Genomic DNA, 14,702 nt, shown 5'->3' with positions numbered 1-14,702 from the left:
GCAAGATTATCAGGCTTAAGCAGGATCACCGAGCATTTTTGCACTGCACAAAACGGGTATCCGGTTTCCTGGCGGACAATCGAGTGGCGGACACGATGCATGTCGGGTGTCACAACGGCCAGGCGTAGCCAACGTTCAAGTCTGATCAGGTCCGGCGACAGCGCCTCGGAGAGGCTGGAGACATCATCGGGCACCGCTTATCCGTCCCAGCTTGACCTGCATCATAAAGAGAAAAATGAACCCGAGCCCATACTGTACGACGTAGGCAAGACCTATTGATTCAGGGGAAGGGCTTAATATGACAAATAATCGCAAGGCGGCGGGTCCCTGGTTGGTGCTCGGGGTGCCGATTGCCCTGGGCCTGGCCTGGGTCACCCAGGGCAGCGGCGTGATCGAGAACGATCTCGAGCGCAATATCTACATCCCCGAAGAGCTGACCATGCCGCTGCAGGTACAGGCGGCCTACAATGGTCGGCAAATATTTTTCCGCTACCGTTGGCCAGCGGAACAGCCCCATGTCTATCACGACATGCTGCGCTACGAGGATGGCGAGTGGATCCGCCACGGTAGGTCGATTCCCGGGCCTGACCCCGACGGCACCTACGAGGACCGGGTGGCGATGCTGGTCGATGACGGCGGCGTACCCAACTTCGGCCGCTATGGCGGCTATATCACCGTCGGCGATCAGATGCGGTTCTTCTCCAACTCCGCCTCACCGGCAGACGTGCAGGCGCATCCGTATCTGGGTGAAACGCTCGGCCAGAGCGATGTCCGCAAGTATCTTCCCGCTACCCGGTCGGACCAGAACGACTGGCGCAGCGTGGTCGATGCCGATGTCCTGCAAACCCAACGCGAGGCCGGCTACTTCCTCGACCTCTGGCACTGGCGCGCCGGGCGCTCCAACCCCATCGGCGCCTCCGATGATCAGTGGATCGGCGAATTCCGCAACAGCGATGAAGGCTCGGGCCCCTATACCACCAACTGGGATGGGGACAATAATCAGCCGCTCTGGATGCTCGACCCCGAGCAGACGGGACAGCGAGCACTGCGCTGGGAGGACGTGACCGCCGGTGGCGTCGATTTCGACGGCATCTACTACCTCTCCGAGAATAACCGAACCGCTTTCGATCCCGACCATGACTGGCAGAACGGCGACGTCATCCCTCGCCGCCTGCTGCGCGACCCCCAGGGCTCCCGGGGCACCATCTCGGTTCATGGTGGTCCGGCGCGCTGGGAGGACGGTTACTGGGACGTGACCCTGGTGCGTGACATGGACACCGGCAATCCGCTGGATGACACGGCCTTCCATGAGCAAGGCGTCTACGACATCGCCATCGGCGTCTATCGCAATGCTACCGGCAGTCGCTGGCACTACGTCTCCCATCCCTACACCTTGGGTCTGGGGCGTGATGCCGATTTCCAGGCCATGGCGTTCAATGGCAGCTCTCCGGACTGGAGCGATGACTGGTTCGAGATGACGCTCTTCTACCCAGGCCAGGTGGACTGGCCGACGCTAATCAGCCGCGCCCACGCAGGCGCCGAGGATATCGCCGCAAACAAGCCGGTCAGGCCCCGCCACAGCGAGAAACAACTGGCCCTCTATGGGGTGGAGATGGAGTTCAGGGAGGCCATCACCTCGCACTGGTGGATGACCCTGATCGCCGGGTTGATCGCCATGCTCGGCACCACCCTCGCCCTGCTGCCAAGCTTTCGTTCCACTCGTCAAGGAGACCGCTCATGAACGGCACTCACGCCATGCTCTCCCACTTCCCGGTGGGATTCTGGGCCCTCGCTACCCTGATGATCCTGGTCGGCGTCTTCCTCTCCGGCCGACTGGCCGAGCTCAGTCGCGCCGCTCTGCTGCCGGTTCTGATACTCAGCCTGATCGGCGGCCTGGCCGCCATCATCGTCGGGTTTCTGGTCTGGCCCATGGAAGCCAACCTGGCCAGCCCGCTGACGCGTAACCATATACTGATGTCCTTCTGGTCGCTGGGCATCTACACCATGATCACTGTGCTGGTTTGGAAAGCCGGCGATGCAGCCTTCGACGGAAATCGTCGCTGGGCTTTGGTGATCCTGGCCCTGACCGGTGGCCTGATGTTCTCCGCCGCCGGCACCCTGGGGGGGCACCTCGCAGGCGCCGCCACGGCCTTCTCGGATGTTCTCGGCCTGATGGGCTGGGAGGTCTACACCACCTTCTACAGCCCCCTCTGGGTCAGCGCCGTGATGGTGATCATCGGCATCGCTCTGGGTGCGCTCGGCATCATGAACCGACGCAAGAAAGGATGACACCGCGACCGACTCGCGCGGCATCGAGTAGGAAGGGGAGTTGCCTCCCCTGTCCTCTCACACCACCGGGCACCGGGGAGGATTAAGGTTTTGGTGGATCAGAAGGGATCATCAACCACTTAATCCGGATACCCCAAAAAACAAAACCCTGCCAGGGTCTCCTGGCAGGGTTGGCGGTCACTCATCGACGATGTCGGTGAGCGCTCTCACCTCATGGCTTTCACGCCATCAGCAACGCGTTGAGTCGTTTGACGTACGCGGCCGGGTCATCAAGGTGACCTCCCTCGGCGATGATCGCCTGGTCGAGCAGGATGCGCGACAAGTCGCCAAAGGACGCACTATCGGCGCTTTCCAAGCGACCCACCAGTGCGTGGTCTGGGTTGAGCTCAAGGATCGGCTTGACCTCAGGCATCGGCTGACCGGCAGCCTCCATGATGCGGCGCATCTGGAAGCCCATCTCGTGCTCAGGCAGCACAACACAGGCCGGCGAGTCGGTCAGGCGGTGTGTCACCTTGACCTCCTGAACGTCATCACCCAGCGCTTCCTTGACGCGCTTGACCAGGTCTTCCTTGGACTTGGCTGTCTCTTCCTGTGCTTTCTTCTCTTCCTCGTCCTCGATCTCGCCCAGATCAAGCTCGCCCTTGGCGACGTCGACCATGGACTTGCCATCGAACTCGGTGAGGTGGCTCATCAGCCACTCATCGATACGGTCGGACAGCAGGAGTACCTCGATGCCCTTCTTGCGGAAGATCTCGAGATGCGGGCTGTGCTTGGCCGCATTGAAGCTGTCGGCGACGATGTAATAGATCTTCTGCTGGCCTTCCTTCATGCGCTCGACATAGGCGGCCAGTGACTGATCCTGGGTAGAACTGTCGGTGTGCGTCGAGGCGAAGCGCAGCAAACCAGCGATCTTGTCGCGGTTGGCATAATCTTCGGCAGGGCCTTCTTTGAGCACGGTGCCGAAGTTGTTCCAGAAGGTCTGGTACTGCTCATCGTCCTTGGCCAGCTTCTTGAGCATGTCCAGGCCGCGTTTGGTCAGTGCTGCCTTCATCTTGTCGACCTGCGGATCCTGCTGCAGGAGCTCGCGAGACACGTTCAGCGACAGATCCTTGGAGTCCACCACACCCTTGATGAAGCGCATATAAAGCGGCAAGAACTGCTCGGCGTCGTCCATGATGAAGACGCGCTGCACATAGAGCTTCAGGCCGCGGGCACCGTCTCGCTCGTAAAGATCAAAGGGCGCACGGCTCGGCACGTAGAGCAGGCTGATGTAATCAAGCTTGCCCTCGACGCGGTTATGGCTCCAGGTCAGTGGATCACTGAAGTCATGAGAGACGTGCTTGTAGAATTCCTTGTACTCGTCATCGCTGATCTCAGCCTTCGGGCGCACCCACAACGCGGTCGCCTCGTTGACGGTCTCCCAGATCTCGACTTCACTGCCTTCTATCTCGTTGCCTTCATCATCCTTGGCGGTCTCGGTCTTGGGCATGCGCACCGGCACTTCGATGTGGTCGGAGTACTTGCGCACCAGACTCTTGAGGCGAGTATCGTCGGCGTATTCCTGTGCGTCTTCCTTGAGATGGAGCACGATCTCCGTGCCGCGCAACTCGCGGTCGATGTCGGCGATGGTGAACTCACCCTCGCCCTTGGAGCGCCACTCGACACCGGCATCCTTGGGCAGGTCGGCACGGCGCGTGCGCACGGTGACTTCGTCGGCAACGATGAAACCGGAATAGAAACCGACACCAAACTGACCGATCAGCCGCGCGTCTTTCTGTTGCTCGCCGGAGAGTTGCTGGAGAAAATCAGCCGTACCGCTCTTGGCGATGGTGCCAAGATTCTGGATCACGTCTTCACGGCTCATGCCAATGCCGTTGTCACGAACGGTGACGGTTCCCGCCTCGGCATCATGCTCGATTTCGACCCGCAGATCGCTATCACCCTCGTAAAGCGCGTCGTTATCCAGCGCCTGATAACGCAGCTTGTCGCAGGCATCGGCAGCGTTGGAAATCATCTCACGCAGGAAGATCTCCCGGTTGGAATACAGGGAGTGAATCATCAGATTCAACAGCTGCTTAACTTCGGTCTGGAAGCCCAGAGTTTCTTCATGGGTGACGGTAGACATGTAACGAGTCCCTCATCGATCTCAGCATTGGGGGCGGTTACCAGAGGCAACGCGCCACTATCAGGTGACGTGATCGGGATATGGGGCCCTGAACAGGCTTTTCAAGTCTTTTGAATCAGCGGAGTGAAATCGCCTGGTTACATGCAGACGCAACCTAGTACATCAAGGGCCCATCAGGCCCCGTGTCATTCTTCTCGCCCTTCACGCCAGGCATGATACGGCGCTAGATAACGGTCCACCCGCGACAGCAACCAGCCGACGATCAGTGCATCGTCAGCCAGCCCCAGAAAGAGGAAAACGTCGGGAATCAGGTCCAGAGGTGACAGCAAGTAGACGACGGCTGCGGCCATACAGCCAATCGCCCGCCACGGTACCGGCCGATAACGCCCCTTGAGCACATCGCCGAGCATGGGAACAAAGGTGCCCAGGGCGCGACCAATACGCGCAAATGATCGACTGCGTCGACTCAACCACCCCTTGCCTCCTGATGGTGATCCTGCCATGTTGCTCTCCCCCGATCCGCCCGGTTGCTTTTGCGGCATTTTTCACGCGAATGCCGACTCAACACCGCGATTGTACTCCTCTTGTGTAAACTGCTCGCCGTTTTGCCTGCCGCCTGATCTGTCAGGCGCTGGCGACACTACTCAAAGGACCCTACATAGGTGATGATGGCGTAGTGGCACGACTCTGGAGACCCCAAATGCGACGCACTCTACCCTTTCGGCACTGGCCGGCACTGCTGGCAAGCCTGGCGCTCAGCCTGCCTCTGGGTCTGTCCGTTGACACTGCCAAGGCCGACCAGGCCAAGGATAATGCCATGCAGGCGGCACTGGCAGCCGCCCGGGCACAAGAATTTTCGCGTATCGATCAGGCAGCCATCGACGGTCATGTACTCGAAGGCTATGTGGACTACCACCGCCTGCTGACCCGCCTGCCGGATGCACCGCCGTCCCATGTCGAGCGCTTCATCGCTCGCCATGATGACTCGCCGCTGGCCGACTGGATGCGCGGCGAGGCGATCAGCCGTTATGGCAAGGCCGGTCGCTTTGAGAGCCTGCGCGAGATCAGCAACGGCGAGCCCTACGGTACACAGCGCCGCTGTTATTACTATACCGCCCTGCTCGATACCCGCCCCCAGGAAGCCGCCGCCGGCGGACTCGCATTGTGGCGCGTCGGCCACTCCCAGCCGGAGGCCTGTGATCCATTGTTTCGCGAGCTTCGCGAGCGTGGCGAGATTGGCGCCCTAGAGACCTGGGAGCGCCTGACACTCGCCTGGCAGAAAGGCGAGACCGGCATGGTAAGTTATCTTGGCCGCCAGTTAGGCAGTAGCTGGCAACCAGGTCTCGATGCACTTGAGCGCTTGCAACAGGATTATGCGGCGATTACTCAGGTGCCCACGCGTATCGGCCCCAATGGGCAGGGCACCAGCGCCCTCTATGCCGCCGCCATGCACGGCTTCACTCGTGCAGACACCGAGGCGGCTCTGGAGGCCTGGCGCAAGATAGGCCCCCACCTTGACCTCGGTGCCGCTGCGAGACGAGATATCGAACACGACCTGATGTTTTATTCACTGGTCAGAGACGTTGCCAATAACCGGGGATGGGTGGATGCCACGCTGCCCGAGTTCCAGGACACCGACTTGCTGGAGCTCAGAGTGCGCACCGCGCTTGCCGAACGTGACTGGTCAGGAGTCATAGACTGGGTCCATCGCCTACCGGACGAACCCCGCCGCGAGGCGCGCTGGCAATACTGGGTGGGCCGCGCACTTGAGCAGCTAGGCAACTCCAGCGGGGCCGCCGAGGCATTTCGCGCCGCCGCCAGCGACCGCAGCTTCTTCGGTTTCGCTGCCGCAGACAGGCTAGACACCCCCTACGCGCTGAACCTCGAGCGAGTCAGCTATAACGATGCGTATCGTGAGCGTATTGCACAATGGCCCGTCGTACAGCGCGCCGAGGCCCTGATTCGCATCGGCGAGCCCGGGCTTGCCAGTAGCGAGTGGTACGCCGCCGCCGGCCGTGCCGACGATGACAAGGCCAAGGCACTGGCCGACTACGCCGCTTACCGTGGCTGGCATGCACGGGCGGTGCAGACCACGATTGTCGCCGGCCTATGGGATGCCCTGGATTGGCGTTTCCCCGAAGCCTATCGCGATGATTTTCTGCACTGGGGAAACCAGCGCGGCGTCGATCCCTACTTGCTGATGGCCATTGCCCGCCGTGAGAGCGCCTACAACCCGACAGTGGTCTCCCCGGCCGGCGCCCGCGGCCTGATGCAATTGATGCCGGCTACCGCACGCCAGGTGAGTCAGCAGTTGGGGCTCGATGACCCGGGTCTCTATGGTGTGCTGAAACCGGAGACCAATATTCGCCTGGGCAGCCGCTACATCAAGGATATGATCGCGCGTTACCGGGGCAATCGACTGGCCGCTACCGCTGCCTATAACGCCGGTCCGACGCGCGTCGACCGCTGGCTAAAGGATGCCCCGCGAGAGTTCGATCTTTTTGTGGAGAGCATCCCCTTCCACGAGACCCGCCAATACGTCCAGGCGGTGATGGCTTACCGGGTCATTTTCGAAAGTCTCGCACAGGGCGGCGAAACGCAGAATGTAGCGCTATTGACCCCGGCCGAGCGAAACGCGCGATACGATAGGTCCCTGCTCGCCAGGCAATAGCGCGCTTGCCGCGAACGTGTGGCAAGTCATTGAGAAAAGCCCATACACCACGGGCCCGCTTTGCGGGCCCGTGGTGTATGGGGATGACCTTCAAGCGTGGGGACAGCGGTCACGAGTGCCAGGTGATTGCCAGACCCGACAAGGCAACATTACGGCAAGGCGTTAAGACACTCACAGTTAAGACATTCACACAGGGCGCTGAGACAGCGCGAGCTTGAGGCCAAAGGCGATCATCACCACCCCGGTGGCGCCGTCCAACGTTCTCGACACGGCGCGTCGCGCCAACCACTGGCCGGCCTTGCCCAGCATCACCGCAATGCCAATCTGCCATAGGTTGGCGATCAGAAAGTGCACGCCGGCAAGCCACAGCGACTTGGCCAATGCTGGATCGCCCGGCGCGATAAACTGGGGCAGGAAGGCCATGTAGAACACCACCGTCTTTGGGTTGAGTACATTGGACAGAAAGCCCTCACGAAGCGGCACCCAGCGCGATACCGCCTGACGCTCGACCTCACAACCCGCTATGGGCAATGGTGTGCCCCGCCTGGCGCTCGCCAGGCTCTGCACGCCAAGCCATATCAGATAGGCCGCACCTATAAGCTTGAGCGCCGAGAAGGCATGGGCCGATTGCAACAGGATGACCGAGATGCCGAGCGCCGAGACAGCGGCATGCACGAAGAGTCCACTACAGATAGCCAGGCTGGTTAACACACCGTCGCGCAGGCCCCCTCGCGTGGTGTTGCGGATCACCAGCAGCGTATCGACGCCCGGACTCAACGTCAGCAGAGTAATGGCAATGAGAAAGGGCCAGAACTGCGCATCGAAGAACATGAGGGACCGGGCTCCTTGCCATACAGATTCGCCCCGTCAGGGCGACAGACGACGGCCGGGGCATACCCGGCCGTGGATCAATTGAAAATGCCGCGCTTGGCATGCTTCATCGAGATCTGGTCGTTGAGCGTCCAGAAGTCATAGAGCACACCTATCAGAAAGAGTCCGCCCGTCAGCAGGTACAGAATACCGGTCAGGAACTTACCCATGTAAAAACGGTGCAAGCCGAAAACCCCAAGGAAGGTCAGTAACACCCAGGCGAGCGAGTAATTGACCGGGCCCGCCTGATAACGAAAATCGGCATCCCTATCCATGGCCGGAATGAGGAATAGATCGATCAGCCAACCGATACCCAGCAGCCCCAGCGTAAAGAACCAGATGGTGCCGGTTACCGGTTTTCCATAATAGAAGCGATGGGCGCCAAGAAAGCCGAAGATCCACAGCAGGTAGCCGATCAGTTTGCTGTGTGTATCGCTAGGCGCACTGCTCATTGTTGCCATATCGGGTACCTCATCGGGAATATGTCAGAAGATGGTCATGTCGGGTCGTGATGAATTCGCGCTTGGCGGACAGCGTTTCATCATCCGTGTGCTTAGATGACGCCTAGTTCACGCAGGCGTTCCTTGAGATAGCTGTCAGCGGTATGACGCTTGGACAATACGACCTCCGGCCGCGGGTGCAGAAATAACGGTAACGACAGGCGCGACTGAAAACGCGAGGGGCCGCTCGGGTTAACCACCCGATGGGAAGTCGAAGGGAAATACCCTCCCGAGGCCTCCTGGAGCATATCGCCGACATTGATGATCAGCTGCCCTGGGTCACAAGGCACTTCCAGCCACTGCCCCTCGCGGGTCTTCACCTCGAGCCCGGGCTCATTGGCCGCCGGCAACACGGTGATCAAATTAATATCCTCGTGAGCAGCAGCGCGCACCGCACCGGGAATTTCCTCGCCCGCCAAGGGCGGATAGTGCAGGACGCGCAGCAGGGTCTGGCTGCTCTCGGCAATCATGTGCGACAACGGCTCCTGATAGCATTTCGCCACCTCAGGCGGTGTCTCGGCCTCGATCCAGCCGAGAAGCGTCGCCGCCAGCGCTTCGGCGCGACGATAGTACTCCATGATGTCCTCCGCGAGGGACTCGGGCATTCGGCCCCACGGATAAACGTGGTAATACTCTTTCAGGTCCCTGACCGTCCGGCCCTTGGCCGTCTCTGATACCTCGGGCGGAAAATAGCCATCCTGGCGCTCAGGATCGAAGCGAAAATCATGCTTGGACTCCCCTGCAAAAAACTCCTGCCACTGCCGATAGATGGATTCCACCAACTCGGCGGAAATCGGATGATTGCGCAGCACCCCGAACCCTGTCTCTCGCAGCGAAGCAACGAAGCGTTGAGGAGCGTCGGCGGCAGTGAAATCGACGTTCTGGACGGCCATGATTTTTCCATCTAAAGTGATTTTGCGGGCATTCAGGCATGCCACTTCGCGGGTTATATTGACCTAACTCGGCTGCCGATGCATCTATCCGCTACGTGGCTGGAAAAGTCGAACGGTGTCTGTCGATGATCGATGGTTGCATCATTTGCCGCTCGTTCTTCTTTACTGCTTAGCCCACGTATAGAGGGGATTACCGACGGGCACAGGCCCGACGGGCCCAGCATCATCATTAAGCAAGGTAAGGAAATCAAAGATGGCAACTGGCACTGTCAAGTGGTTCAACGACACCAAGGGCTTCGGCTTCATCTCTCCGGATGATGGCGGCGACGACCTTTTCGCCCACTTCTCCGAGATTCAGGCCGAGGGTTTCAAGTCCCTACAGGATGGACAGAAAGTTAGCTTCGACGTCACCCAGGGCAAGAAGGGGCTCCAGGCCGCCAACATCAAGCCCGTCTGATCGAAAAAAGACGTGCCCGCCCCTCGCCAGTTGCTAACGTTGCAAGGATGACAGCATCAGAGGGGAACGCATCGCTTGTCTCCACCCAGTGTTGAAACGCTGTGTGAAGAGAGAAGCGATGCTACCCAAGGTCCACTTCGGTGGACCTTTTTGTTTGACGCAAGCTAACGCTCTAGCTTCCAGGTCGCTAAGGGCGCTTTAATAGCGGGTACGGCACTCACGGCTGATCGAGCTCACCCTCGACATTCTCAAGCATCTCTTCTGGCGACTTGCTCTCCGCCTCCTTGAACTGCTGATCGATTTCCTGCTGTGCCTCCTTAAATCGACGCTCGTTCTCGGCCATGAAAGCCTCAATTTCCGACTCGCTGGTCTCACCAGGCGCCACCTCAAGGTTTTCGCTCTCGTTGCTCATGGCACCGAGTTCGGTGTCGCTAGGCCCGCCGGAGACCGTGTCGGAGCTCGTGTCATAGCTCATCTCGGGGCTGAGGTCGCTCTGGGGCTCGTCGAGCAAAGGGTCTTGATTGGTGGATCCGGTATCCATGGTCTCATCGCTCAAAGTCGCCTCGCCGCTCATTGTGCTGTCAGTAACCTCTGCATCACTTGTCGCATCAGGCGCCTGAGCACTATTTCCTCCCTGAGCACTACCCTCCGCGCTGCTGCCTGACGTCGTGCCATCTGCTGCTATCTCGTCATCCGAGGCCTCAACGTCGCCGGCCTGGGTTTCCTGAGCGCCCTCAGCCACGGCGGTATTCTGCGCGGCGTCGCTTTCATCACCGGCCGCCGAGCCACTTGCTGTGGAGTCGCCTGCCGCAGGGTCGCCTGCCGCAGGGTCGCCTGCCGCAGGGTCGCCTGCCGCAGGATCTTCACCATTGCCACAGCCGACCAACCCCAGGCTCAGAACCAGGGCCGTCAGCAGGGACTTGTATGGCATCTTTCTCATTTTGAACTTCCTCGCATCGTGTGTAGGGGCATTCCAGCAAAGCGCTGAGGCGCACGCAAGGCGCATGCTTATTCGCCTATGTCCTCGGCCCAGATCTCGGGGTGGCGGGCAATGAAGGTATCCATCAATGCTTGGCACTGGGCATCGTCGCGCACGTCGAGTTCGACGTTGGCCTGGCGCAAGGCCTCTTCAGCACCGAGAAACGTGCGATTTTCGCCGATCACTACCTTGGGAATGCCGTACAGAAGAATAGCGCCACTGCACATCGGGCAGGGTGACAAGGTGGTGTAGAGCACCGACTCACGGTATACCGATGCAGGCTGACGCCCGGCATTCTCGAGGGCATCCATCTCACCGTGGAGGACCACGCTACCGCGTTGTTGCCGCTGGTTATGGCCGCGACCGATGATGCGCCCCTGATGCACAAGCACCGAACCAATAGGCACACCACCTTCTTCGAGACCCAGCCGGGCCTCATCGATCGCCGCCTGCATGAAATCGTCCATGGTCTATCTCCTTCGGGCTATGTCGTTGGCGTGGTCGGGCTCATTCAGGTCGCGAACAACTGCCCGTCGATATCGCGAAAGGCCTTGAACTCCAGAGCATTCCCGCTGGGATCATAGAAAAACATGGTCGCCTGTTCGCCCGGTTGACCCTGAAAGCGCACATAGGGCTCGATTTCGAAGCGCACCCCGGCTTCGGTAAGGCGATCGACCAGCGCTTCCCAGTCACTCATCTCGAGAACCACACCAAAATGCGGCACCGGCACGCCATGGCCGTCTACCGCATTATGATGGTGCTGTGGGGCCATGTCGGGATTCAGGTGACAGACAAACTGATGGCCGAAGAGATTGAAATCAACCCAGGTGTCGCTTGAGCGACCCTGCGGGCAACCCAATAAATCGCTATAGAAGCCACGCGCCTCGTCGAGATCGCGCACCTGCACGGCTAGGTGAAAAGGGGTCAACATCGAACATCGCTCCTGATGGTCATCACGATTTTGGTGCAGCACTTTCAAGCAATTGGCACGTTTTAGGGGCCATCAGGTCGATCGCATGATGCTCAAGGCTCACGTCGAGCTGCGTCATGCGATGCGGCTCACCGTCCAGGGTCAGCGGTAACGGCTGGTCAGCCGTTACCCGGACTTGGTCAGTCTGCCAGTATTCGACGTACTCTCCGCTCGCCGGCAGCCGTTTGAGTTCGGCAATCATCTGCCGCATGCCCGAAAGCGAAGAGAACTGCCTGACCGTCAGCACCTCCAACAGCCCATCGTCGAGGCGAGCAAGCGGGCTAAGACGCTGCCCGCCGCCAGCCTGGGCACCATTGCCAATCGCCAGCAGAAAGAGTTCACGATGCCCCTCACCTTCCGGCCACTCGAGCCTGGCCGGACAGGCATGAAAACGCCGAGCCTTGAGAGCCCCCATCAGCGAATAGGCACCACCACCAAGCAGGCGCTTGAGTGTTTTGGGTGTCGAGGCGGTAATCTCGGCGCCAAAGCCTGCCGACAGCATATTGAGGAAATAATGATCACCAACGCTCAGCACATCCACCGCACGCAAGGACGCATTGAGCGCCAGGTCCATCGCCTCGCTCAGCTCATCAGGGATACCCAAGCCAGTCGCCAAATCATTGGCGGTACCCATCGGCAGGACTCCCAGGGCGGGCCGATCTTCTCGCGACAATCGCATAAGGCCATTGACCGCTTCATTGACGGTGCCATCGCCACCAGCGACGATAAGTCGAGAGACACCGTCCTTACCTGCCTGTTCCGCAAGTCTTACAGCATCTCCAGCCTCCCAGGTGACCGTCACCTCTAGCCGGGCACCCTTCTCGCGCGTGGCTTCCACGACATCGCGCAGGGCTGGTGACTGGGCCGATTTGCCGTTTACCAGCAGGCGTAACATTGAGCAGTCAGAATTCATGGTTATTATCTTACACCGTTGGCGCGTGTGTCGGCGACGCGCGGTCAGCCTAAAAGCTTGGCAATCGCCAGCCAATAAGAAACCATGATACATCGACAGTCGTAACCGGGAAGAGCATTCCCCCCCGGTCGAACAAGGACGTACAGACGAGGAGACATCATGATCGAGCCGGCTTTCCTGCTGGTCGCATTCCTGGGCGGCGTTGGCGCCATTGCGCTTAGGCTTCCGCCACTGGTCGGCTTCCTTGCCGGGGGCTTCGTACTCAATGCGCTGGGCTACGAAGAGACCCCATTACTGAGCACACTGGCCAACATTGGCGTAACGCTGCTTTTGTTTACCATTGGTCTCAAACTCGATGTCCGCACTCTGCTGCGCCGCGAGGTATGGGCCGGTGCCTCGTTCCACCTGATAGTCTCGACCCTGGTGCTGGGTGCGTCACTGGGCCTGTTCGGACTGGCGGGCTTCGCGCTGCTCGACGATGTGCCCTGGCAGACGATGGCGCTGCTTGGTTTCGCCCTATCATTCTCGAGTACCGTCTTTGTGATCAAGGTGCTGGACAAACGCAGCGAAACCCAGACCGCCTATGGCCGCCTGGCGATCGGTGTGCTGATCATGCAGGACATCTTCGCGGTGGTGTTCCTGACCGCATCCACAGGCGCGCTTCCAAGCCCCTGGGCGCTGCTGTTGCTGCTATTGATTCCTGCCGCCCCTCTGCTACAGAAGCTTCTCGACCGCATGGGTCACGGCGAGATGCAGATGTTGTGCGGCATGCTGATGGCGCTGGTACTGGGTTATGGCCTCTTTGATGCTGTCGGCATCAAGGGCGACCTGGGGGCACTGATCGTGGGTCTGCTACTGGCCCCCCACCCGGCCGCTCAGAACCTGGCGCGTTCGATGTTCAGCCTCAAGGAACTGTTGCTGGTCGGCTTCTTCCTGACCATTGGCCTCACCGCCATGCCCGATGCAGAAATGCTGGGCCTAGCGTTGCTGCTGGTCGCCATGGTGCCCCTCAAGGCGATGCTCTATCAACTGATCTTCATGGCCTTTCGCCTGCGTCTGCGCACCTCGGTCCTGGCATCGCTGGGTCTCGCCAACTATTCCGAGTTCGGGCTAATCGTCGGCGCACTGGCGGCCGGCCAGGGCTGGATTGACGATAAATGGCTGGTAGTCATGTCACTGTCGGTCGCGATCAGCTTCGTCCTCTCTTCCCTGCTCAACAATTCAAGCGAGACGCTCTATCGCCGTTTCTCCAACCTGTTACCGGCGCGCATGACCGACGAGCTAGACGCAGTAGAACGCTCTATCGAGGTTGGGAATGCTGAAGCCGTGGTAATGGGCATGGGGCGCATAGGACGAAGCACCTACAAACGGCTGCAGAAACAATATGGTCTCACTGTGCTTGGCATCGACAGCAACCCGCACAGCGTGAAGCGACTCAAAGAACAGGGCTACAATCTATTGGAAGGTGACGCGCTGGATTCGGACTTTTGGGACAAGCTGATGATGTCACCAACCCTGAAGCTGGTGGTGCTGGCCATGCCACACCATGCGGGTAACCTCTTTGCTCTCAAGCAACTCCACGACCGTGAGGAATTCAAGGGCCAGATCACCGCTATCGTCGAGTACCCTGACGAGATCAAACCGATTCAGGCGCTGGGTGCCAATGCGGTCTATCATATCTACGATGAGGCTGGCCGAGCACTGGCTGATAGCGCTGCCAAGGAAGCAGGCTTGGTCACGGACGTCGATCAGCTAGGCTGACGCAAACAGATAATGGCGCACTGCGCTACTCGCAATGATCCGTGAGTTCGCAAATCGGGTAGGGGCCGGGGTTCCCCCCGGCGCCCTCCCACACCACCGTACGTACCGTTCGGTATACGGCGGTTCATGAAGAACGGCTAAGCCCTTTTACCGTATCAAGTACCGAGATCAGGCCTTGCTGCTCAAGCCACCTCCGCGGCAGGGCCTGATTCATGTGCGAGGCACCGGCATTCCACCAAGGGCCTCGCCCATTTCCCGTTGACATCCTGGCGTG

14 protein-coding genes are annotated in these 14,702 nt (G+C 59.8%); 5 read left to right on the top strand and 9 right to left on the bottom strand.

Features of this window, described 5'->3' with window-relative positions:
* Positions 1-298 precede the first annotated feature (298 nt).
* Together HF027_RS14780 and HF027_RS14775 are read left to right on the top strand one after the other, a co-directional pair.
* A complete protein-coding gene (locus HF027_RS14780; protein ID WP_168016944.1) occupies positions 299-1,741 on the top strand; it encodes an ethylbenzene dehydrogenase-related protein in 1,443 nt (480 codons plus the stop codon).
* Positions 1,738-2,289, top strand: coding sequence for a DUF2231 domain-containing protein (locus tag HF027_RS14775; protein ID WP_168016942.1), 552 nt, complete (start codon positions 1,738-1,740; stop codon positions 2,287-2,289). The genes HF027_RS14780 and HF027_RS14775 overlap by 4 nt, the downstream gene beginning before the upstream one ends.
* Positions 2,290-2,509: 220 nt before the next feature.
* Here HF027_RS14775 and htpG read toward each other — a convergent pair whose 3' ends face one another.
* Together htpG and HF027_RS14765 are read right to left on the bottom strand one after the other, a co-directional pair.
* A complete protein-coding gene (gene htpG, locus HF027_RS14770) occupies positions 2,510-4,414 on the bottom strand; it encodes a molecular chaperone HtpG (protein ID WP_168016940.1) in 1,905 nt (634 codons plus the stop codon).
* Positions 4,415-4,599: 185 nt separating this feature from the next.
* A complete protein-coding gene (locus tag HF027_RS14765; protein ID WP_168016938.1) occupies positions 4,600-4,917 on the bottom strand; it encodes a YkvA family protein in 318 nt (105 codons plus the stop codon).
* Between the two features lie 197 nt (positions 4,918-5,114).
* On the opposite strand from HF027_RS14765, the gene HF027_RS14760 reads away from it, so the two are divergent.
* Entirely contained in the window at positions 5,115-7,085 is a 1,971-nt protein-coding gene (locus HF027_RS14760; RefSeq protein ID WP_168016936.1) for a transglycosylase SLT domain-containing protein, read from the top strand.
* A 186-nt stretch (positions 7,086-7,271) separates the two neighbouring features.
* Here the strand turns inward: HF027_RS14760 and HF027_RS14755 are convergent, their stop codons facing one another.
* The 3 genes from HF027_RS14755 to HF027_RS14745 form a co-directional block, all read right to left on the bottom strand.
* A complete protein-coding gene (locus HF027_RS14755) occupies positions 7,272-7,916 on the bottom strand; it encodes a LysE family translocator (protein WP_168016934.1) in 645 nt (214 codons plus the stop codon).
* A 77-nt stretch (positions 7,917-7,993) separates the two neighbouring features.
* Positions 7,994-8,416, bottom strand: coding sequence for an NINE protein (locus tag HF027_RS14750; protein ID WP_209316465.1), 423 nt, complete (start codon positions 8,414-8,416; stop codon positions 7,994-7,996).
* A 92-nt stretch (positions 8,417-8,508) separates the two neighbouring features.
* Complete coding sequence (locus HF027_RS14745) at positions 8,509-9,348, bottom strand: isopenicillin N synthase family dioxygenase (protein ID WP_168016932.1); 840 nt, start codon at positions 9,346-9,348, stop codon at positions 8,509-8,511.
* A gap of 253 nt (positions 9,349-9,601) precedes the next feature.
* On the opposite strand from HF027_RS14745, the gene HF027_RS14740 reads away from it, so the two are divergent.
* A complete protein-coding gene (locus HF027_RS14740) occupies positions 9,602-9,805 on the top strand; it encodes a cold-shock protein (protein ID WP_043335501.1) in 204 nt (67 codons plus the stop codon).
* A 217-nt stretch (positions 9,806-10,022) separates the two neighbouring features.
* On the opposite strand, the gene HF027_RS14735 is transcribed toward HF027_RS14740, so the two are convergent.
* The 4 genes from HF027_RS14735 to yegS all read right to left on the bottom strand — a co-directional run bounded on the left by HF027_RS14735 (position 10,023) and on the right by yegS (position 12,667).
* Entirely contained in the window at positions 10,023-10,745 is a 723-nt protein-coding gene (locus HF027_RS14735; RefSeq protein ID WP_168016930.1) for a hypothetical protein, read from the bottom strand.
* 68 nt (positions 10,746-10,813) lie between these two features.
* A complete protein-coding gene (locus tag HF027_RS14730) occupies positions 10,814-11,251 on the bottom strand; it encodes a nucleoside deaminase (protein WP_168016928.1) in 438 nt (145 codons plus the stop codon).
* A gap of 44 nt (positions 11,252-11,295) precedes the next feature.
* Positions 11,296-11,715 carry a VOC family protein gene (locus HF027_RS14725; RefSeq protein WP_168016927.1) on the bottom strand — a complete coding sequence of 140 codons (420 nt, stop codon included), beginning with the start codon at positions 11,713-11,715 and terminating at the stop codon, positions 11,296-11,298.
* Between the two features lie 22 nt (positions 11,716-11,737).
* A complete protein-coding gene (gene yegS, locus HF027_RS14720; RefSeq protein ID WP_245184873.1) occupies positions 11,738-12,667 on the bottom strand; it encodes a lipid kinase YegS in 930 nt (309 codons plus the stop codon).
* 159 nt (positions 12,668-12,826) lie between these two features.
* Here yegS and HF027_RS14715 point away from each other — a divergent pair, with 159 nt between their 5' ends.
* Positions 12,827-14,428 (top strand): cation:proton antiporter family protein, encoded by a 1,602-nt coding sequence (locus tag HF027_RS14715; RefSeq protein WP_209316464.1) that lies wholly within the window; start codon positions 12,827-12,829, stop codon positions 14,426-14,428.
* Positions 14,429-14,702 lie beyond the last annotated feature (274 nt).

The organism is Halomonas salinarum, from assembly GCF_012062845.1.
In the GTDB taxonomy this organism is placed as follows: domain Bacteria; phylum Pseudomonadota; class Gammaproteobacteria; order Pseudomonadales; family Halomonadaceae; genus Onishia; species Onishia salinarum.
This window is presented reverse-complemented; position numbering and strand designations above follow the sequence as displayed.

Coding starts and splice junctions, on each gene's coding strand:
- HF027_RS14715 (WP_209316464.1), top strand. CDS start 12,827: ATGATCGAGCCGGCTTTCCTGCTGGTCGCATTCCTGGGCGGCGTTGGC.
- HF027_RS14745 (WP_168016932.1), bottom strand. CDS start 9,348: ATGGCCGTCCAGAACGTCGATTTCACTGCCGCCGACGCTCCTCAACGC.
- HF027_RS14725 (WP_168016927.1), bottom strand. CDS start 11,715: ATGTTGACCCCTTTTCACCTAGCCGTGCAGGTGCGCGATCTCGACGAG.
- HF027_RS14735 (WP_168016930.1), bottom strand. CDS start 10,745: ATGAGAAAGATGCCATACAAGTCCCTGCTGACGGCCCTGGTTCTGAGC.
- HF027_RS14780 (WP_168016944.1), top strand. CDS start 299: ATGACAAATAATCGCAAGGCGGCGGGTCCCTGGTTGGTGCTCGGGGTG.
- HF027_RS14740 (WP_043335501.1), top strand. CDS start 9,602: ATGGCAACTGGCACTGTCAAGTGGTTCAACGACACCAAGGGCTTCGGC.
- HF027_RS14730 (WP_168016928.1), bottom strand. CDS start 11,251: ATGGACGATTTCATGCAGGCGGCGATCGATGAGGCCCGGCTGGGTCTC.
- HF027_RS14765 (WP_168016938.1), bottom strand. CDS start 4,917: ATGGCAGGATCACCATCAGGAGGCAAGGGGTGGTTGAGTCGACGCAGT.
- htpG (WP_168016940.1), bottom strand. CDS start 4,414: ATGTCTACCGTCACCCATGAAGAAACTCTGGGCTTCCAGACCGAAGTT.
- HF027_RS14755 (WP_168016934.1), bottom strand. CDS start 7,916: ATGTTCTTCGATGCGCAGTTCTGGCCCTTTCTCATTGCCATTACTCTG.
- HF027_RS14760 (WP_168016936.1), top strand. CDS start 5,115: ATGCGACGCACTCTACCCTTTCGGCACTGGCCGGCACTGCTGGCAAGC.
- HF027_RS14775 (WP_168016942.1), top strand. CDS start 1,738: ATGAACGGCACTCACGCCATGCTCTCCCACTTCCCGGTGGGATTCTGG.
- yegS (WP_245184873.1), bottom strand. CDS start 12,667: ATGAATTCTGACTGCTCAATGTTACGCCTGCTGGTAAACGGCAAATCG.
- HF027_RS14750 (WP_209316465.1), bottom strand. CDS start 8,416: ATGGCAACAATGAGCAGTGCGCCTAGCGATACACACAGCAAACTGATC.